The sequence below is a fragment of the Priestia sp. VA7 genome (assembly GCF_055710015.1).
In genome coordinates this window covers 40,382-60,330 of sequence record NZ_JBVQPN010000011.1, presented here as the reverse complement: position 1 = coordinate 60,330, position 19,949 = coordinate 40,382, and the positions used below count along the sequence as shown (strand labels likewise).

Below are 19,949 nucleotides of genomic sequence, written 5' to 3'. Positions count from 1 at the left end.
CTGTATCGGTACAGATGTGTATTTGGAGGAATACTATGCTTAAATATGAAACAATTTATCATTCACTACTTCAAAAGATACAGTCTGGGGACTTTCAAGCAGGGGAAAAGTTACCCTCAATTAGAGACTTATCGTACCAATATATTTGTAGTAAAAGTACAATAATATCTGCCTTAAAACGTTTGGAAGAGCAACATATTATTTATTCCATTCCAAAGAGTGGCTATTACGTTGTGGAACATCAGGTTTTCGAAGAACCTATATCTACTAAAGGTGTTGATTTTGCAACATCATCTCCAACATGGCATGCATTTCCTTATAAAGACTTTCAACAGTGTATTAATAAAGCGATTGATACATATCAAGAAGAATTGTTTCGTTATGGAACACCAAAAGGTTTATCTTTATTAATTGCAGAAGCTAAGAGGCTCTTAGAATCTTATCAAGTATTTACGAAATCTGAACAGATCTTCATCACTTCAGGGGTTCAACAGGCACTCGCTTTACTAAGCATGATGCCTTTTCCAAATAACGGATCTACTATTTTAGTTGAACAACCTAGTTACCATTTGTATATGGATATGTTGAAAACATATGGAATTCGTGCAATAGGCATTCAACGTACAGCGCAAGGTATTGATCTAGAGCAACTAGAAAAAATATTCAATGAAGAAGAGATTAAATTTTTTTATACAATGCCACGCTTCCATAATCCTTTAGGAACGTCATATAGCAAAAAAGACAAAGCAGCTATTTTACAGTTAGCTTATAAATACAATGTGTATATCATAGAAGATGACTATTTAGCAGATTTTGAATATAACACAAAGAATGATCCTCTTTTTGCAGAGGATATAAAAGAACAGGTTATCTACTTAAAGAGCTTTTCAAAAATTATGTTTCCAGGTTTAAGAATTGGTTTAGCCGTTCTTCCTCCTCCTATTCTTAGTACCTTTCAAAAATTTAGAATGACCTTAGATATAGATAGCTCTATGATTTCACAAGCTGCCCTATATCTTTATATAAAAAGTGGTATGTTTGAACATAATAAGTTAAAAGTAAGTAGTATTTACCATAAACGTGCACAAATTCTTCATCAATCGCTGCAAAATCATCTGGCTAATTACGAATCATCGTCAGAAATAGTAATGCATGGTCATATTTTGCTACCTAGACAAGTAAGTATGAAGTCATTTATTCGTTATTTATATGAACAGGGTGTATATCTGGATTCAGTTGAAAGTAATTATCTAGCCAACTTTCACAAAGAACGGGTTTTAAAGTTAAATGTTTCAAATGTTGAAAATCACCGAGTTGAAGAAGGAGTCAGAAAAATTGCAGATGCTTTAAAAAAAGAGGTAACTATTTTTCTTAATTACCTAATGTAATTAAGGTCTTTATCACTGTTTAAGACGAAGAGACTTAAAAGTATTATTCTTGTAATGATATATGTTTTTCTCGCATGTCTTCTATAATTTCTTCCTACCGGTAATACCTGTTATGTTAACTGGGTCTGTATATTGTATTCAGCTCAAGCTTCTTTTTTTAGAATAAAATAGTAAAAAGAAGAAATTCCTAAACTGGCCAATATAATAGGTAGCACAATCATTGTATGTTCACCTTCTTTTTCATAAGGCCTGTTTGGACAGGCGTTTCAGCTGTGACTGGAGAGTCAAAAAACACCCTTTTAATTTTTTATATTCAAAGAAAAGTAAAGCAATACTCATACAGGTTAACAAGATGGTAACAGAACGAGCTCATTTTTATCACTCTTCCTCTGAGTTACGAATCCCACTAAATAATTTGTAGATTGTATACGGAATGACAAACACCATAAATGCTTGTAAAAAAACTGGCCATTCCGGAAGATAGGAAACAATTGAGTTCCACATACTAATCATCCTACTTATATCTATTATCAAAGCAATTCTAGAAATAAAAAGCCGTAAAATAGCGTTATTTACTCCATGAAAAATTCATTTATTTACCAAGTAGTATTATTCTTCTTTTTATTTCTTATACAAGGTAAACTTATTATGATATTCTATAAAATCAATATAAACCAATTTTTCAAATACGGATAAAAAAGACACCCTCTATAGAGTGTCTTCTAAATATGAATTTATTGGTTCAGATGAAAAATCTCATATAAATAAAAAAATTCACATATTTAATTTTAGATAAACCTTTAGGGAGTTATCCCGAACAGCTTACGTATTAATTTCACTTACAGTTTAAAAAGCCTTTAATAGACTATTGGCGCTAGCACATGAAGCTAACGCCTCAGGGGAACAAAACCTCTAGGTTTCTAAGAAATTCTTTTAGCATCAGAATCATTATTTTTAATATACCAAATAAATTTCCCAGTATAGCCATAAATGATAGCAAGTGCTATGGAAACAAAGCTTAACCACATGAACGGAACATAGGAGAAGGTAGAGATACCTAAAATCCCAGCCATAAAAATTCCATTATCAGACCAAGGAATCATCCCAGATGTTAACGTCCCCCCAACTTCAGAGTTTCGAGCCAATACTCTTCGATCAATGTGCAATTTATCATAGCTTTCTGACATAATTTTAGGCGTTAAAATTAATGAAACGTACATAGCACAACCAAATACATTTGCTAAAAAAGCAACGATTAAAGTAGATAGGGTCACATTCCCTGCTGATGTTAGGCGATGCTGAAACTTAGAAACAATTACTTTTAATACTCCTAAATGCTCCAATAACCCTCCAAATCCTAATCCAAAAATAATTACGACTACTGATCCCAGCATTCCTTCAATTCCTCCTCGATTTAGAAGAGTATCTATGAAGTCAATTCCAGTATTAATCGAGAAACCTTCATAAGCAGTACCAAGGGCATCGGAAATATTCATACCTTGGAATATAAAAGCCCAAATCACTCCAAGGAAGGCCCCCATAACAATCGTAGGCATAGAAGGTTTTTTTAATGCAAGCATAAGAATTACAAATACGGCAGGTATCAGCATCCAAACATGAATATCAAAGGTTTTAAGTAATGAAGTCTTTAGAAACTCTACTTTTTCTAAGTCTGTATTTTTACCTCCATACATAAACCCTGTGACAGTAAAAAGAATAGCCGTGATAACGTATGCAGGAATATCTAAATATAACATGGCACGTACATGTGCAATAACATCCACTTTAGACATTGATGCTGCAAGCACCGTACTGTCAGATAGTGGAGATAACTTATCTCCAAAATATGCACCAGAAAGAACAGCACCAGCTACGATTGGAAGAGGAATGCCCAGGCCTTCTCCAATTGCTATCATAGCAATTCCAGCAGTTCCAACAGTTCCCCATGATGTGCCTGTAGCTAAAGAGGTAAGTGAGCAAATAACGAGTGTGGCTAATAAAAAAATACTTGGATGGATAAACTCTAACCCATAATAAATAAGTGTTGGTACAACTCCTCCTGCAATCCAAGTCCCAATAAGAGCACCGACCGAAACGAGAATCAATATAGCTTCAAGACCATTCGAGATGCCACTGGTAATAGCTCCTTGTAATTCTTGGTATCGGTGTCCTAAACGTAATCCAAGTAAAATGACAAGGAACCATGAAATAAATAACGCTAGCTGTATAGGTAAGTCAAAAATTACGGTAAAAGAAAAGACGATTCCTAAAAATAATCCCAATGTGCAAATAATCTCTAACATAGACGGTAATCGTACGTTTTTCATAGTAGTTCCCCCCCCCTTAAATAAAGCGTTTTCATAATTTTGCTATAAAAAATATATTTATTTGGCTTTCTTCTCTTAAATATTTCGGAATGAAATATTATTTATAAAGGAAGCATTCAGTATTCCTGTAACCTTCTTGGAATTCAGTTTTTTGTCTAACATGCATATCAATTTAGCAACGCTCACTTCTCGTGTTCATGCTTCTCGAATTTGTAATGATAGCCCGATGTATTTTTTCTTCCTCAATGCATATAGAAACATGCCTTATCTTTTGTTTAAACATGGGTTAGTAATGACGATAGATATTTCTATATTTTTGAAAACACTTAATTGTTTCATCATGTTTATTCTTTAAAATAAAATGATACCGTTTTTAAAATGTGTTAATTAAAATCTCTCTCCATATATTCCCTAGACATTTAAAGAATTCAGGCTCTATTTCAAGATGTAATTTCATTATAGTGAATCTCCTTCTTTTGTATAGAGGAAATATATTGAAGATAATCAGAGAAAAATAGAAAATATACTTCTAAGTTTTAATGTACTCCTTTCGCGTACTTAAGTTACATTATATTTATAAAGAGAAGATAAATCAAGTAATTTATTATTCATTTCGCGTACAATTCATTTGATTTTGATGTAGAGTTAATTTATACAAATGGGAAATATGCAGGGGAAATTGTTCAATAAATAATTGATAATATTAATTAGAATATGTATATATTCAAACAAAAGTAAAGGTAACAAATCTAAAGAATTATCATTCTTGGATTCGTTCTTCTCACCTCCCCAAAAATCCATTATGTTAAGTAAATTGTAACGTATTTTATAAAAATAATTGGTTTAAGTATGTACTTTAACTGACGATGACTACACCTTTTTTCTTCAAAATAAATAGTAGTTAAAAGGTTTTATCATTCAATTAATGATATTGGTGTTTTTTATTTGTCTCACTATAATGGAGCAGTCCCCTCACTGCCACAAGGGTTCTTTTTTGTGGTGTCTACCGGAAAGAGTGATTATGGTAACTAAGATTGTATATTGCATACATTATGGAACATACAATTATAAAGGTGATTTATTCACCAAATATCTATATACTTAACCACTAACAATATAAGTTAACAAAGGGAGTTGATGGGGTTTTGGAACGAGAAATAAATATCCTCGTAATTGATGAATTGACGATTGAGTATTCAATTGTTGGAGAGGGGACACCAATTCTTATGTTTCATGGGGGGCATTCCAATTGTTACGAAGAGTTAGGATACACAGATCTTTTGAAACAAGGATTCTCTTTAATTACCCCTTCCAGACCTGGATATGGAGCAACGTCTAAAGAGATTGGTGAGAATCTTTTTAATGCTTCTAAATTTTATGCGCAATTACTAAATCATTTACACATAGATAAAGCTCATCTATTTGCTGTTTCTGCGGGGGGACCAAGTGGAATAAGTTTTGCAGCTCATTTTCCTGAACGAGCATTAAGCCTTACTTTACAGAGTGCTGTAACAAAAGAGTGGTTGACTAAGAAGGACAAGGAATATAAGGCTGCACAAATCATGTTTCATCCTAATGTTGAGAAGTTTACATGGAAGCTAGTCGCTTTGCTTAATAATTATTTTCCCACATTTACTTTTAGGTGCTTTATTCCTTCATTTAGTAAGCTTTCTTCTAAAGAGGTAATGCTTCAAATTGATAAAGAGAGTATTGAAGCTGTACGTAGAATGAATAATCATTATCGTTCAGGACATGGATTCTTGATTGATTTAGTACAAATCAATCAACTTTCTTCTACAACGTTACAAGCTGTTGCTTGTCCAACTTTTATTATGCATAGTAAAAATGATGGTGCTGTACCGTTAGAGCATGCTTATTTTGCACATAGCAAAATAGAAAAAGCTGAACTCTGTTTGTTGGATTCTTGGGGGCATCTAATTTGGCTAGGCGATAAGGCTTCAGGCGTAAATAAGAAAGTAGTATCATTTCTTCATAGGAATTAATACTACTTTCTTATTTATTAAGGTATTTCTAATAATTGGTACTATGTGAATTAGATATTTATATTATAATCGTCAATTTGAAGAGAAAATAAAAATGCAAAGGAAATTTTGGTATTAATGATTTTTAATAGCTTTTTATTTGGCAGTATACTTTACATCTTATTTGCTACACCATAAAAAAATATAGAAACCTCTTCTTACACTATGTTTATAAAAAATGTGTAATAAAACACCCTACTAATAAAACTTATCATTGACTCCTTTAAACGCTCATTTTCATCTGTAGATCTCTAAAAAAGTAACAATTGACCTGGACAGACTGTTGAATTATTAAGTCCTTTTAAGGAAATGATAAAGGAAGGTTGTATTCAATTCTTTGAGAATTTATAGCGAAAGAAGTTGAAAACGATGGACTTGGTAAAAGAGATGGTGATTGTCTTAGGTAGAATTGTTACGATTATACCTCTACTTCTTATTATTACATTAGTGATGGGCAGAAGATCTATAGGAGAGCTACCAGTATTTGATTTTCTTGTGATTCTTATCTTAGGAGCTGTTGTAGGAGCTGATATTGCAGATCCTAATATTGAACATTTACATACTGCGGTAGCCATTGTTCTAATTGGAGGATTACAAATGCTTATTGCTAAATGGGCAATTACCCATCGGAAGTTTGGTAGGCTAATTACCTTTGAACCTACAATTGTTATTAAAGATGGCCAGCTATTACGGGATAATATGAAAAGAATACGCTACTCTCTAGATAATATCTTACAGATGTTAAGAGAAAACGATATTTTTGATGCGAGTGACGTCCAACTAGGAATTATTGAATCTAATGGTAAACTAACAGTTTATAAAAATCCAAATAAAGGGAATGTTACAGTTGAAGATTTAGGGATTAAAAAACCAAGTGAGGGTATTTCCTATCCAGTGGTTATTGAAGGGGAAATTTATTCCACGGTCCTTAAAGATTTGAATCTCGATAGCAGCTGGTTGAAAAATGAGTTGTCTAAACAAGATATTTCCAATATTGAACAAGTGTTTTATGCGTCGGTCAGTAAAGATAAAAAACTTCATATCTCACTCTATAAACAAAGTTCCTCTGTAAAGCCCGAAATTCTGCATTGAAAATTCTTTTATCCACAATTTGGATTACTAATAATATAAAGGAGTAGTCATAGAAATATGTTTGCTTTCAAAAGAGCACCTGACTGTAATGTTAAGTGCTCTTTGGCTTTTTGTTTAAAATTTTTTTAGTAAGGCTCATCATCACCATAATTAAGCCTATAAAGCTCAATATAAAGTCTAGAACATAAAATTCACGCTCTCGAATATATCCTAGAAAGAATTCACTTCCAAATATTAATAGCAATATAGTTCCTAAATAGATGGCTGGATTTTTCATAAACCAACTTATTTTAGAATCCACCTACTCTCCTCCTTGTAAACTCATCATTGTATATCTGCACCTTTTAAGTGGAGATTATAGAATGATTTATTTCCAGATGGTTATACGGAGCAGCCTGCTAATAAGTTTCAAAAATAAAATCATTTATGTTCTTATTCATCTGCTATCAAGAAAAGGGGCTTATTTTTATATTTATTTTATCCTCAAAATTGAAACTAGCTTTTTTAATGTCGTTCCTTGAACTAACAAGGAGAATACTACGTTACTGAATGTCATGGCTAAGAGAAGATCTCTTCCTGCAAACTCTGGTGTTACACCTAAGATAAGAGCAATCGAAAGAGAGCCCTTTAATCCTCCCCAGGCGATAATAGGTTTCCACAAAGCAGGGATAGACTTATCGAAGGATAAGCTTATATAGACAGCTATAAAACGTGCCAAAATAACGATAAGAATGCTTGTGAAGATAAGCCATCCTTTATCTAAAAAATCAATACGACTAACTTCTAATCCTACTAACAAGAAAATAAGCGTGTTAGAGAGAAAGGCAATGGTTTCCCAAAAGGAATTCACTTTTTCATGCGTTAAGTCTGACATACCAACATTTCTTCCGTAATTCCCTAAGATTATGCCACCTACTACTACAGCTATCACCCCAGAAACCTCAAAGTGTTCAGCTAACTGAAAGGTACCATAAAACAGAACCATGGATAACCCTGTCTCCACTAAATAATGATCTATTTTAGATGTAATACGAGATGCTATAAAACCAAACACTCCTCCAATCAATATGCCTCCACTTACGACTTTTAGAAACTCAAGTAGAGCATCCAATGTACCTGTTAAGCTTAAAACAGTGGTCACCACAGCAATTTGGAATAGTACAACAGCGACTCCGTCATTGGCTAAACTTTCTCCTTCCACCACAATAGAAAGACGTTTGTTTAGTCCCATAGACTTAAAAATACTTAGAACGGATACAGGATCCGTAGCCGCCATAAGTGCACCAAAAATTAAAGATTCTTGTAAAGAAAGGTGCAGTAAAAAATAAGTTAAAGTAGCAACTAGTAAAAAGGTAAGAAACGTACCCAAAAGAGCTAACAATGAAATGGATTTCTTGTTTACTTTCAATTCATTGAAGGGCATCTTAAGCGCCGCATCCCCTAACAAGGCCGATAAAAAAATAAAAATAACGGTAGTTTGAAACACTGCATCATTCACTACATAACTTTTTATTTCTCCCAATCCAGGGACTGGTGTCAAACCAATGATTAACCCCATTACTACAAGAAAGGTTGGATAAGGTTGTTTCATTTTTTCTGCAATAAACACAACACCTACGGCGATAGCTAATAAAATAATCCAGTATGCAATCATTTATTTCCTCCTTTTCACTTAAAAGATGAGTCTATTATAAAAGAAATATGTAGTTATTCATGGGATACGATTTAACTAGATACGCTAGCGAATTTTATTATGGCTACATAAAGCGAATTTAATCCTAAATTAACACTATCACTTATTTACTTAAAAAACTTCGATAAAAGCTTTTTTAAATGAAACCTTTCATACAGTTCATCCGTATATGTATATTGAGCAAAAACAAAACATATATTGCATTAGCTAAACTAGTCTTTGTTTATTGGAGGAGCCTGCCACCAAGGGATAAGTATGTCCTTTGGTAGCAGGCTCTTTTTGCTGTTTAAAAAGATTGAGATTTAGTTATGAGGGAAAGAAAGGTGGTAAATAAATGTTAATTCTTCAATTAGCGATAATTTTAGTTTTTTCTAAAATTGCGGGAGATATAAGTGTAAAGTTAGGTCAACCCTCTGTCTTGGGTAAACTGTTGGTCGGTATTGTAATAGGCCCCTCTGTTTTGGGCTTAGTAACTGAGACAGAAACATTAAAAGAATTTAGTCAGTTAGGTGTAATCCTGCTCATGTTTATAGCAGGATTGGAAACAGATGTAGATGAGTTTAAGCGAACTGGTAAAGCATCTACTTTTGTAGGTGTAGGGGGAATTGTTTTCCCCTTATTAGTAGGGTATTTGGCCGGAATATTGCTAGGCCTTAGCACCATGCAGTCTTGGTTTTTAGGGCTTCTACTTTCGGCTACAAGTGTAAGCATATCTGTTCAGGCTCTAAAAGAAATGAATCAATTAAAATCACGTGAAGGTACAACAATCCTTGGCGCAGCAGTTATTGATGACGTAGTCGTCATTATTGCGTTAGCATTTTTAATGAGTTTTGCCGGTGGAGACATTAATTTAAGTGTAGTTATACTAAAGAAAGTATTATTCTTTGCTGGGGCTATCTTTGTGGGATGGAAAGTAGTACCTTGGTTCTTAAATCGTTTTTCATCATTAAAAGTGACAGAGGCAGTAACCTCGTCTGCCTTAATCATTTGTTTTGTTTATGCTTATCTAGCCGAATACACAGGAGTTGCAGCAATAATTGGGGCCTATATAGCAGGTGTGTCAATTAGCGTAACTAAATTTAAGCATGAAGTATTTAAAAAGGTTGAAACCATTAGTTATTCGATCTTTGTTCCAGTGTTTTTTACGTCTATTGGAGTTACTGCTCAGTTTTCTGGCATTATGGACAATATCGGATTAATCGTTCTTTTAAGCATTGTTGCCATCTTAACTAAACTAATAGGTGCATCGATTGGAGCAAAACTAGCTGGATTCAATTGGAACAGTTCCTTGGGGATTGGTTCAGCAATGATATCTCGAGGAGAAGTAGCTCTAATCATTGCAGCTATAGGACTTGAATCCAAATTATTGACGCAAGATATGTTTGCAATAATCGTCGTAGTTGTTTTAGTTACAACGATTGTTACTCCGCCTATGATGAAATGGTTCTTTAAAAGCGATTCTGAAGTAAAAAATATGACCTATACAGGTTAAGTGTAATAATTCCTATAAATTGAAAAAGCCCATTGATTAATCAATGGGCTTTTTTTGAGGATTCTTATTTTTGTTTTTTTAACTTTCCAACTCCAAATTCTTTCGCTTCTTTGTTAAGAGCTTTAAGAAGGCTAATTGTCATTAGGATCATGACTATTGAAAAAGGAAGGGCAGCAATGATCATGGTATTTTGTAGAGCCTGTAGTCCTCCCGAATAGAGAAGAACAAGCGCTATAGCCGTAAGTAAAACACCCCAAATGACCTTTACGCTATTACTTGGATTTTGAGAACCATCCGTTGTCATCATTCCTAAGACATAAGTTCCTGAGTCAGCTGAAGTAATGAAGAAAGTGGCAACAAGGATAATAGCTAAGATTGATAAGACTGTTCCCATTGGATAGTTTGCAAACACACCAAAGAGTGATTCTTCTGTTGCTAATTTCGAAATAGAAGCAATTCCATTATGTTCGAGCAACATACCTGCGCTACCAAATGTAGAGAACCAGATAAAGCCGATAAGAGAAGGAATTAGTAACACGCATACGACGAATTCGCGAATAGTTCTCCCTCTGGATACTCGAGCAATAAAGATCCCTACGAATGGGGACCATGCAATCCACCATGCCCAATAAAAGATGGTCCAGCCATTGATCCAGTTACGATTTTCTTCATTAAGTGGAGCTATACGAAAACTCATATTAATTAAGTTTTGCAGATAGGCGCCGATTGTATCTGTAAATAAATCTAGCGTAAACAGAGTCGGACCTAATATAAACGTTAATAGAAAAAGTATAAATGCAAGAATCATATTAGCATTACTAAGAATTTTAATCCCTTTTCCTAAACCTGTTAATGCTGAAACTATAAATAGAACAGTAACAACTAAAATAATAAGGAATTGACTCGTAAGGTTTGAAGGAACGTTAAATAAATAAGATAATCCTCCGTTAATTTGGACAGCGCCAAACCCAAGAGTCGTTGCTACACCAATAACTGTGGCAATAACGGCAATAATATCAATTATTTTTCCTACGAATCCCTCTGCATGTTTTCCAATAATCGGTTTTAATGTAGCGCTAATCAAGCTACGTTCGCCTTTTCTAAAGGTAAAGTAAGCTAATGAAAGAGCTATAATCCCGTATATCGCCCATGCATGAATGCCCCAATGAAAGAAAGTAAATCTCATCGCATCTTTCATTGCTTGATCTGTCCCTGTTTCCCCTGTTGGAGAGCTAATTGCATAGTGACTAATTGGCTCAGCTGTACCATAGAACACTAATCCAATCCCCATTCCTGCACTAAAGAGCATGGCAAGCCAGGTTGGGCGTGAAAACTCAGGCTTGTCCTCCTGTTTCCCAAGCTTAATCCGACCAATCGGGCTTACTAATAAATACAAACAAACGACGACAAACAACGTTACAACAATTAAGTAGTACCAGCCAAATGTATTCGTAATAGAATTTTGCAAGCTACTCGTTACATGTTCAAGTTTTGCAGGCATTGTAACTCCCGCAAGAACAAGGAGAGCCAGTATGGCTACTGAAATATAAAATACTATTGAAACTTTTTTCATGTTAAATTAAAAACTCCCATCTTTGATTCATTCGCAGAGGGCATTACTTCGATTGGAGAACATTAAAATATGCAAAACCAATTTAGATAGACATTGTACTTTTTTATGAAGTAATAATAACTAACCCTTAAAGATTGCGTTAATAAGATATCTTGATTAAAGTATTTACACTTTACCTAATTTATCATTCGCGCTTGAGAAAACTCTGTAGTTAAAAACTCTCGATTTACTAATAAATTTATGAGCGTCTCCAAAGCTTTCTTTTCCTTACACTTTAATTAATACTCTTCATTTTCTTTAAAATGTCGTTTACTTGTCTGTTTTTTGTCTAGTGGACATGCTGTTTTGATGTACTTATTTCAGGGGATATTAGTAGGCTGTTTACTAGTATAACATTAATCATGAACAAATGTCTTGTCACCTATTCTTTTTATCACAATAATGTTTTTTTGATAAATATTAATTTTTAATACTGATTTTGTCTAGTTTAAATTAATAATTTCAGTAGGATTAAAGTGTAAATCTTACTGTATTCTATACATTCCCTCAATTCCTGTTAGATTCCTATTGGTAATCTGAAAGGGTTTAAAGTTTCCTATGGAACCTTAACTTTATAATTATGTTACTATGCATATGGCCTGGAAATTCATTAGGAGTACGCTTTCCTTGAAGTGGTACCGTCAATAATTTTGTTTGTAAGTAAGGACTTTTTTATTGTATATTGTTAAAAAGGATATAATTTATTGAATAGTAAGATAAACTAACAAGAGATTTGAATAATAAAAAGATTTAACTCTTTTTACCATTGAATGAATTATATATTAACTCGCGGCTTTATAACTAATACTAAGCTATCAAAATGTTTGAAAATTACTTATATGCAACACCTGAAGGAGGAGCCAATTCGTGAAACTTTATCAGGTAAGAAAAGGACAATTTGTATATTATAATAATGAGTTACACAGGATATATTCCGTGAAACCTTTATATAAACAGTCTGTTCATCTTATTAGGCTGAGAGATTTAACTCAGCATTTAACCACAGCTGCAAGAGTTGAAAGATACAAACCCAAAAGTCTTGATAGTTTTGTGTTTAACCGTCAATTATTTACGCTTTGTAATCATAGAAAAGCTGAAGAGGGAGATTATATTTTAATTACGAATCCACGTCCCGACTCACTGGATTATTATTCGTTAAATGAAATTGAAGTGGTTTCAACTGTTGAAAATAATGGTGTCGTCACAACTAAGCTTAATGGAATTAGACATAGTGAGTATCTATTGATGGTTCCAGGACGTAAAGAGGACAGTCATTCTATCGATTATCAAGATGGTGAAAATATGTTGAGCAAGGATTTAAGCACGTTTGAATCTGATCAACTTGAGACAAATCATCTAAATCTTGAAATGCCTAATATAGGCGATGTTTATAAAAAAAATAACAGCGATATTTTAATTAAAACAATGGTGATTTCCATACATGGCGAAACAATTTTTATGGGAGGCGATTTAAAGTTATCGAAAGAAGAGTTAACCGATACCTCCAAATGGAAGTTTTTGTATAATATCCAAGATAAGTAACATTATATCTAAAATTACTCGATTAGAGTAAATATATTCTGATATCACCCTCTTTAAGTAAAATGAAAAAGAGAAGGTCACTAATGTGATCTTCTTTTTTTAGTTTACAGGTTCCTGTAAATCACATTACGGTAACTAGAAATGACATATACAGATTAAAAGTGAAGAAACTACCTAATGCTTAGGTAGTTTCTTCTATCCTTGTTGTAATTGATTTTTAAGTTGTTGTACAATAGTAGAATTTGCTGGAGCAGCTGGTTGGTAATAATTTTTTTGTTTTGCATACTCATACACACTACGTTGACGTGTCTCGTCCTGATTACGTATTTGAATAAGTGTCTCATATAATTGTTGGTTATTTGTTTGGCTAATAATATTGGCATAACCTGTTAAACTTGCGTTAAGACCTGCTAAATAATCATTTACGATATCCTTTTCATTCATCTTTATCTGTCTCCTATCCTAAAAATGAAATGAGCTGTTGTTTTGTATTTCTAGCGTCACGTGCATCTTTTTGTAGCATTGCTATAAGCTGTGGATCATTGCATTCTTGTGCGTATTGTTCTAATTTATTAACCAGTGTCCCATGTGCTCCAATAAGATGACGCAAATTCTCTACTTCTAGCTCCGTCAAGTTTTGCATATTGATTTCGCTTCCTTTCTTCATTCATTCCTCTTTATTATGAAACATATAAAAAAAGATATGCGTAATAAAAAATAAGATGAATTGATGAGACAGTAGATAGAACTTTTCATAAACGTTACTGTATATAAATCACATTACGTTAAGTGAATAATAAAGTATCTCGTTAAGTTGATTAGTTTTATTCTTTTAATAAAGTGGTGACAAATAGAGATTTTAACCTCTGATCACATACCACTATATCTTCTATTTACCTTTTACAAGATGTTATATTTATAATAACTCAATATAAAACTTACAAGTAATTAATGCTCATAAGCTTTTAATAATGTAATTTTTATCAAAGATAAAAAATGAATATATTTTTTAGAAATAAGTAAATGATAAAAATAATAGTTTTATCATTTACTTAAGGTGACGACAAATAGGAAGTTATTCTCTCTCTATATATAAATCGTATAATTTTATAGAAAATGATACGAGATTAAAAGGGATGTAGATTTATAAGTAAATTTAATTTAACGTTATTAATAGAAGTAATACTTAACGTATTTTATTAAAAAATAGTTATATCATTTACCTATCTTGTAGAAAAACCCACAATTTGTCGTCAAGAAGTGTAAATGATAAAACAATTAATATTTATAAAATAAGTTAATATTTACTTATTAAAGGTTAACTATTTCACCCAATATATTTAATCTATTATTTCCTATCCTGTATAACCAATTTTATATGTAATATATCTGACTCTCTTATCCCTAAGGTATTCATCTCTTCTCTTAACGTTATCTTTTTCCTTATTTTAATGGTTCGCTCACTACCATCCACCAAGGTGTAAACTCTGATTTTACTCATGTGACAGCTCCTCCTTTGGCCAATTGGTCAACAAATAACATCAGTATATTCTTTAGTTGCGATTTTTCCCATAAAAGGCGCCCAACTCAACTATCATATTGACTACTTTTTAACTTATTTAAACAACTGTAATCCCTTCTTATTATGTTTTTTCCCTATATACTACACTAAAAGTTTTAAAAATCCTTTAATTACATAATCACCGTTATCTGTACACAATAAAAAAGCTCTTTTTATTTAAAAGAGCTTTCAAATTAATCTATCTGATGATTAAAGAAAAATAGACATACCTGGCGCTTCAAGTTCTCTTTCTTTAAAACCAACTTTCTTATAAAAGTCTTGTTTACCTTTAGCAGAAAATAACTGTACCCATTTAATATCTTCTGCTTTACACTTGTCTAAAAGCTTTTCTACTACCATCTTTCCTAATCCTTGCTTTTGATATATAGGATGAACAATTACATCGCATATAAGGGTTTGATAAATACCATCCGATATAATTCTTCCAAATGCTATAAGCTGATCATTAGAATATACAGAAACTGCATACCAACTATTACTTATTGCTTGGAAAAGCTGATCATCTGTATATAAACCTTGAGCATTCCAACCTGTAGTTCGATGAAGTTCAATAAAATCTTCTTTTTTAGGTAATGAAGCTTTAAATTCCACATCCATTGGCAATTTTTCTCCTTTTTTTGTTTATTTATCTAAAATATTTTATAATTATACAATAAATTCTGAGTTATTTGCTGTTTTATTGTATAATTATGATAAACTCAATCTAAGTTACCATAATGTACTTTATCGGTAGAAATAAAAAGCAGACCTTTAATTAAAGATCTGCTTCTTTTCTTTGTTCTTTTTTCTTGAAAATACCAATCAATAACACTATAAGTCCTATTAAGAAAATTACGGGAAAGATATACCACATTATTAAGGCTGCCCATCCGTTTTCTGCAATAACTGCGTATGTTAAACCAATTGCAAAAGATAAAAATGGTGCAATAGCCAACATTAGCGCTATTCCCCACACAATATATTTTCGTTTTTTCGTTTTTCCCTTGCTTAGTTGATAAGCTATCATCGCTCCTATGATTGCAATTCCATAACCTACTACAAATGGCATTTTACCATTCCTCTCTTTTTAATTACTATAATTTTATAATAATGGTAATTAGAGTAACAATAAAGGTTATGAATGGTTTAGATTTATTATTGTAGACGATATACAAAGCTAGTTAACATACTCACAATTATCAGAAGCAAAACACATGAATAGAATTTAATGATCCTATATATCATTTTATAAGGAACTGCCAAAGGTGATAGGGGGTCAAAAATAATGAGTGAGTTACTAGATAGACTATTTATATGGCTGTATCTCTTGTTTGTAAGCGTATTTTTAGTTCTTATTTCGATCCTCATGCCAGTTACTATTGATGAACGTGAAGAGCTAAGCGTAGCAATGTTTGGTTATCCTTTTCCATTTGCTCAACAAGATTTAATGATTACTTACGAAGATTATGCAGTGGATTATCCCCATAAGTTCACCATCAGCTTTAACATGTTGGAAAAAACCAGCAGCATTTATTTCCATAACACTCCCTTTTTCTTTTCAGTTCTTATTGTTTATATAGGATTGCTAATTATAAGATATCTACACAATCGATTCTTGTTGTAATTAATCCTAATAAAGACTGTACATACCTTATAAAATCTTAGTTATCATAATGTATCTTATAGGAATTTTTAAATAAAAATTATCTCTTATTCTTGCATTTATCTTATATACTTAAAGATGATATGGATATATTTGGAGGTTATTGCATGAAAGAAGTTATTAAATCAAAAACTATGCAAGAGATTGATGGTATTAAACTTTATTACGAATTCTTTGAAAAGCAAAATGAAAACGTAACTATTGTATTTGAATCTGGATATGGATGTACTTCTGATTACTGGGGACCAATAAAAGAGGGAATTTCAGAATTCGCACAGTTTTTCATTTACGATAGAGCAGGTTTAGGAGAAAGTGAACAAGATGGTAGAATCAAAGATAGTAAACAGTCCATTGAGAATTTACATATGCTCTTACAAAACGCCAACATTAAACCACCATACGTACTTGTAGGTCATTCACTTGGAGGAGCAAATGTAAGATTATATGCTAGTAAATATCCTGAAGAAATAGCAGGAATTATTCTTTTAGATTCCTGCCATGAAGATCAAAACAAAATTATGCCGCCACTATTCACTGAAGAAATGAGGTCTATTTATTTTAATCAGTTTTCAGTCGAAGGTTCTATAGATGACATTGAAAAAAGCTTTGAGCAGATAAGCGAGGTTAAATCATTAGGAGATGTACCTCTTACAGTTGTGAGTGCTGGCCTCCAGTCTTATCACACAAAGGAATCTTTTGCTGCATGGAATCTATTTCAACGAGATTTAACACGTTTATCAACGAAGAGTAATCATATTATTGTTAAAGATGCAGGACATCTACTTCATGTTGATCAACCTCAGATTATTATCGAGATTATAAAAGATGCATTGCAAGAAGCAAAAACCCTGTATTTTTAAATACAGGGTTTTTCATATTACTCTTCAAAATATCTATTTAAAACTTATTATTTTAAAAAAAACCATTCATTTCCTACCTCTATAATACCACATTTTTGTATTTTTTTCCAGACTGGTATTTAAATCTTTTTTCAATAAAATACAGAATAGGGTTGGTATTTATATAAAAGAAATGGGGGAAGAATTTGAAGGTAGCTAGTGGAGTAGAAGTTATAGAATTAAAAATTGAAGCTCTTGGTAACCAGATTGTATTAAACCCTACGTTAGTTTGGGATAATAAGATGTCCATTTTGATTGATACTGGAGTACCTGGACAGTTAAATCAAATAAAAGAAGCCATAGCTAAAGCTGATGTTCGTTTTGATACACTCAAGGCGATTATTTTAACACACCAGGATATTGACCATATAGGGAGCGTTCCTGAACTTTTAAAGGAATCAAATAATCAGATTATAGTATATGCACATGAGGATGATAAACCCTATATTGAAGGAGATTTGCCACTCATAAAAACCGATACTAGCCGGATGAGTAAAGAAGAATTAGCATCCCTTCCGAAAGAAGTTAAACATTTATATGAAAATTCCCCAAAAGTTAAGGTAGATGAATTATTAGAAAATAAACAAGAACTTCCTTACTGTGGGGGAATTGAAGTTATCTATACTCCTGGACATTCCCCAGGCCATATTAGTTTATATTTGAAACACTCAAAAACACTAGTTGCTGGAGATGCTATGGTGATAATCAATAATCGACTTCATGGACCAGTTAAACAGACTACTCTTGATATCAAAACAGCTACAGAATCTTTAAAAAAGTTCTTAGACTATGATATCGATACAGTAATTTGCTACCATGGAGGAGTTTTTAAAGGGGACCCAAGGCCACATATTTTAAAAATATTGAACGAACCATTAGCATAAGTGCTAATAAATTCCTATGTAGACCGGTTCTATATCTAGGACCAGTCTACATGGTATAGCTTATCGGAATAAAAAAAAGAAATATTATAATCAAATATTTCTTTTTTAGAATAGACCAGAACCTTCTATAATCTCTTTTGTAGAAAGAAACGATGCTTCATAAATATTACTACTAGCATTTTTTAAAAACGCTTGAACAACTTCATAACCCACAGCATATCCAGCACAAAAGGATAAGCCTACTGGTTGATATCCTTCCTGTTTAGCAATTTCATCACCAAACATATAACTGCTAACTTCAGCAAAACCTTTTGTGTTTAAAGCTTCTCCGATTACATAAATAGAGTACTCTAGGTCTTCCTTGTCCATACTCGTCACCCAAGGGCCTAGCTGCTCTACACCATATAATTCTTTTGCAAAAGATTCAGCTAAACCCTCTATTACTAAATAATCACCTACTGTGACGTTTCCATGATCCCAATCAAAATAAGAAAAACGAATATTATGATGAAACTCATGAGCAATAACAGCCGGAAGTCTAGGGATATTATAGCTATTTGGATAGACGGTTATCGTAATATACCCTGGTATCCCACCAAATCCAGAATATCCTTTATGAAGATGTAGCTTTATTGGATCTGCAACATATAAACCTACTTTTATTTCTTCTGCATTTATCTTTAAATTGTTCTCTTCTATTTTGTCTATACAATTTTTCATGGTATTATGTACTACGCTAGAAATTTCATGTTTTTTTAAAAGATTTAACGCTTCATCAATCTGACTATCGTTAGATAAATCTGCGTAGCCAAGCATTTTTGAGGCCATAATTACATCATACCCATTTTCTTCTCTTGCTTTTAAAGGGACATTTATCAAATTCCACATCGGTTTAAAGGGCTCCATCATTGTGTAACGAAAGTAATCCTTTTTCCTATCTATATTAGAAATCATTTGTAATTTCTCGTATTGCTTTAGTGTATCCACTACTTCATAAGGAATCTTCATAAACTTATTACCTCCCTCTCACGTATCTATCTATGCTCTTACTGATAGTGTAAAGTATGACGTAACGTCAGAGTCAAAGGTTATTATACGAATCTAATTAACATAATGTGACTTCTAGAAAATAACAAATAAAGAGCCTTAAATAATAAGGCTCTTTATTTGTTCTCTATTTACCTTTGTGCTTGGCCTTTGCTTTTTGTTTCTTCATTAGGTATTTTTGTTCCTTCAGTTCTTCACGATATTGTTTAGCTCTCTTTTTTTTGCTTTTTTTCTTTTCTTCATATTCTTGTTTTATGGCTTCTTCAGCTTTAGTCGACACACCAACTTTATTTCTTTCTTTTGCTACTTGGCGTTGTAAACGTTTAGGATTTATCTTTTTATCGGATTTCCTTCTTACATCAAGACCTGAATGAACCGATTGATTGATAATGTCTAGAAGTCTGTAATAAATAAAGTCTAATATCTCTTTATCTTTAGGTTCTGCTCCAAATACATAACGAAATGCTTTTAACTTACCACCTTCTACAACTTCAATAATTCCTACCCAAAACTGGCCATCATGGTAAATCGTTAGTGACATAACGATTCCCTCCTCTAAACATACTATGAAATGATGGACATCCCGAGGAGGGGAAGGTCACTGACATTAATACATATTAATGCCTCCGGACTACCAACCGAAGTGTGTTTTTACATTCCACATACAAATTTTAACATGAAACATTCAGTATAAATAGTTTCCTTTA

At 32.6% G+C, this 19,949-nt stretch carries 20 protein-coding genes; 8 read left to right on the top strand and 12 right to left on the bottom strand.

The window, feature by feature from the left end:
- The first annotated feature begins 35 nt into the window (after nucleotides 1–35).
- Complete coding sequence (locus AC0C45_RS27035; protein WP_257064531.1) at nucleotides 36–1,388, top strand: aminotransferase-like domain-containing protein; 1,353 nt, start codon at nucleotides 36–38, stop codon at nucleotides 1,386–1,388.
- 378 nt (nucleotides 1,389–1,766) lie between these two features.
- Here AC0C45_RS27035 and AC0C45_RS27030 read toward each other — a convergent pair whose 3' ends face one another.
- Together AC0C45_RS27030 and nhaC are read right to left on the bottom strand one after the other, a co-directional pair.
- Entirely contained in the window at nucleotides 1,767–1,892 is a 126-nt protein-coding gene (locus tag AC0C45_RS27030) for a hypothetical protein (RefSeq protein ID WP_257064530.1), read from the bottom strand.
- Between the two features lie 416 nt (nucleotides 1,893–2,308).
- A complete protein-coding gene (gene nhaC, locus AC0C45_RS27025; RefSeq protein WP_257064528.1) occupies nucleotides 2,309–3,715 on the bottom strand; it encodes a Na+/H+ antiporter NhaC in 1,407 nt (468 codons plus the stop codon).
- A gap of 1,145 nt (nucleotides 3,716–4,860) precedes the next feature.
- On the opposite strand from nhaC, the gene AC0C45_RS27020 reads away from it, so the two are divergent.
- Entirely contained in the window at nucleotides 4,861–5,718 is an 858-nt protein-coding gene (locus AC0C45_RS27020) for an alpha/beta fold hydrolase (protein WP_472929107.1), read from the top strand.
- 408 nt (nucleotides 5,719–6,126) lie between these two features.
- Complete coding sequence (locus AC0C45_RS27015; RefSeq protein ID WP_237894533.1) at nucleotides 6,127–6,849, top strand: DUF421 domain-containing protein; 723 nt, start codon at nucleotides 6,127–6,129, stop codon at nucleotides 6,847–6,849.
- Nucleotides 6,850–6,940: 91 nt separating this feature from the next.
- Here the strand turns inward: AC0C45_RS27015 and AC0C45_RS27010 are convergent, their stop codons facing one another.
- Complete coding sequence (locus tag AC0C45_RS27010) at nucleotides 6,941–7,150, bottom strand: hypothetical protein (protein WP_237894534.1); 210 nt, start codon at nucleotides 7,148–7,150, stop codon at nucleotides 6,941–6,943.
- Nucleotides 7,151–7,321: 171 nt separating this feature from the next.
- Nucleotides 7,322–8,503 (bottom strand): cation:proton antiporter, encoded by a 1,182-nt coding sequence (locus AC0C45_RS27005; protein ID WP_237894535.1) that lies wholly within the window; start codon nucleotides 8,501–8,503, stop codon nucleotides 7,322–7,324.
- A 373-nt stretch (nucleotides 8,504–8,876) separates the two neighbouring features.
- Between AC0C45_RS27005 and AC0C45_RS27000 the strand changes: the two genes are divergently transcribed.
- Nucleotides 8,877–10,034 carry a cation:proton antiporter gene (locus AC0C45_RS27000; protein WP_237894536.1) on the top strand — a complete coding sequence of 386 codons (1,158 nt, stop codon included), beginning with the start codon at nucleotides 8,877–8,879 and terminating at the stop codon, nucleotides 10,032–10,034.
- Between the two features lie 64 nt (nucleotides 10,035–10,098).
- On the opposite strand, the gene AC0C45_RS26995 is transcribed toward AC0C45_RS27000, so the two are convergent.
- Nucleotides 10,099–11,607 carry a glycine betaine uptake BCCT transporter gene (locus tag AC0C45_RS26995; RefSeq protein WP_237894537.1) on the bottom strand — a complete coding sequence of 503 codons (1,509 nt, stop codon included), beginning with the start codon at nucleotides 11,605–11,607 and terminating at the stop codon, nucleotides 10,099–10,101.
- Between the two features lie 906 nt (nucleotides 11,608–12,513).
- Here AC0C45_RS26995 and AC0C45_RS26990 point away from each other — a divergent pair.
- Nucleotides 12,514–13,188 carry a hypothetical protein gene (locus AC0C45_RS26990; RefSeq protein WP_472929106.1) on the top strand — a complete coding sequence of 225 codons (675 nt, stop codon included), beginning with the start codon at nucleotides 12,514–12,516 and terminating at the stop codon, nucleotides 13,186–13,188.
- A 195-nt stretch (nucleotides 13,189–13,383) separates the two neighbouring features.
- On the opposite strand, the gene AC0C45_RS26985 is transcribed toward AC0C45_RS26990, so the two are convergent.
- From AC0C45_RS26985 to AC0C45_RS26965, 5 genes are all read right to left on the bottom strand, one after another.
- Nucleotides 13,384–13,632, bottom strand: coding sequence for a spore coat protein (locus AC0C45_RS26985; RefSeq protein WP_013060045.1), 249 nt, complete (start codon nucleotides 13,630–13,632; stop codon nucleotides 13,384–13,386).
- A 13-nt stretch (nucleotides 13,633–13,645) separates the two neighbouring features.
- On the bottom strand, nucleotides 13,646–13,831 hold the full coding sequence (locus AC0C45_RS26980; protein ID WP_237894610.1) for a hypothetical protein: 186 nt from the start codon (nucleotides 13,829–13,831) through the stop codon (nucleotides 13,646–13,648).
- A 705-nt stretch (nucleotides 13,832–14,536) separates the two neighbouring features.
- Nucleotides 14,537–14,689: a hypothetical protein gene (locus AC0C45_RS26975; protein WP_237894191.1), complete on the bottom strand. Its 153-nt coding sequence runs from the start codon at nucleotides 14,687–14,689 to the stop codon at nucleotides 14,537–14,539.
- Between the two features lie 270 nt (nucleotides 14,690–14,959).
- Nucleotides 14,960–15,367 (bottom strand): GNAT family N-acetyltransferase, encoded by a 408-nt coding sequence (locus tag AC0C45_RS26970; protein ID WP_237894190.1) that lies wholly within the window; start codon nucleotides 15,365–15,367, stop codon nucleotides 14,960–14,962.
- A gap of 157 nt (nucleotides 15,368–15,524) precedes the next feature.
- Nucleotides 15,525–15,818 (bottom strand): hypothetical protein, encoded by a 294-nt coding sequence (locus AC0C45_RS26965; protein ID WP_237894189.1) that lies wholly within the window; start codon nucleotides 15,816–15,818, stop codon nucleotides 15,525–15,527.
- A 216-nt stretch (nucleotides 15,819–16,034) separates the two neighbouring features.
- Between AC0C45_RS26965 and AC0C45_RS26960 the strand changes: the two genes are divergently transcribed.
- From AC0C45_RS26960 to AC0C45_RS26950, 3 genes are all read left to right on the top strand, one after another.
- A complete protein-coding gene (locus tag AC0C45_RS26960) occupies nucleotides 16,035–16,373 on the top strand; it encodes a hypothetical protein (RefSeq protein ID WP_237894188.1) in 339 nt (112 codons plus the stop codon).
- 146 nt (nucleotides 16,374–16,519) lie between these two features.
- Nucleotides 16,520–17,272 carry an alpha/beta fold hydrolase gene (locus tag AC0C45_RS26955; protein WP_237894187.1) on the top strand — a complete coding sequence of 251 codons (753 nt, stop codon included), beginning with the start codon at nucleotides 16,520–16,522 and terminating at the stop codon, nucleotides 17,270–17,272.
- A gap of 185 nt (nucleotides 17,273–17,457) precedes the next feature.
- Entirely contained in the window at nucleotides 17,458–18,195 is a 738-nt protein-coding gene (locus AC0C45_RS26950; protein ID WP_472929105.1) for an MBL fold metallo-hydrolase, read from the top strand.
- Nucleotides 18,196–18,300: 105 nt separating this feature from the next.
- Here the strand turns inward: AC0C45_RS26950 and AC0C45_RS26945 are convergent, their stop codons facing one another.
- Nucleotides 18,301–19,203 carry a DUF2268 domain-containing putative Zn-dependent protease gene (locus tag AC0C45_RS26945; protein WP_280169296.1) on the bottom strand — a complete coding sequence of 301 codons (903 nt, stop codon included), beginning with the start codon at nucleotides 19,201–19,203 and terminating at the stop codon, nucleotides 18,301–18,303.
- Nucleotides 19,204–19,369: 166 nt separating this feature from the next.
- On the bottom strand, nucleotides 19,370–19,783 hold the full coding sequence (locus tag AC0C45_RS26940; protein ID WP_237894185.1) for a YjdF family protein: 414 nt from the start codon (nucleotides 19,781–19,783) through the stop codon (nucleotides 19,370–19,372).
- Nucleotides 19,784–19,949 lie beyond the last annotated feature (166 nt).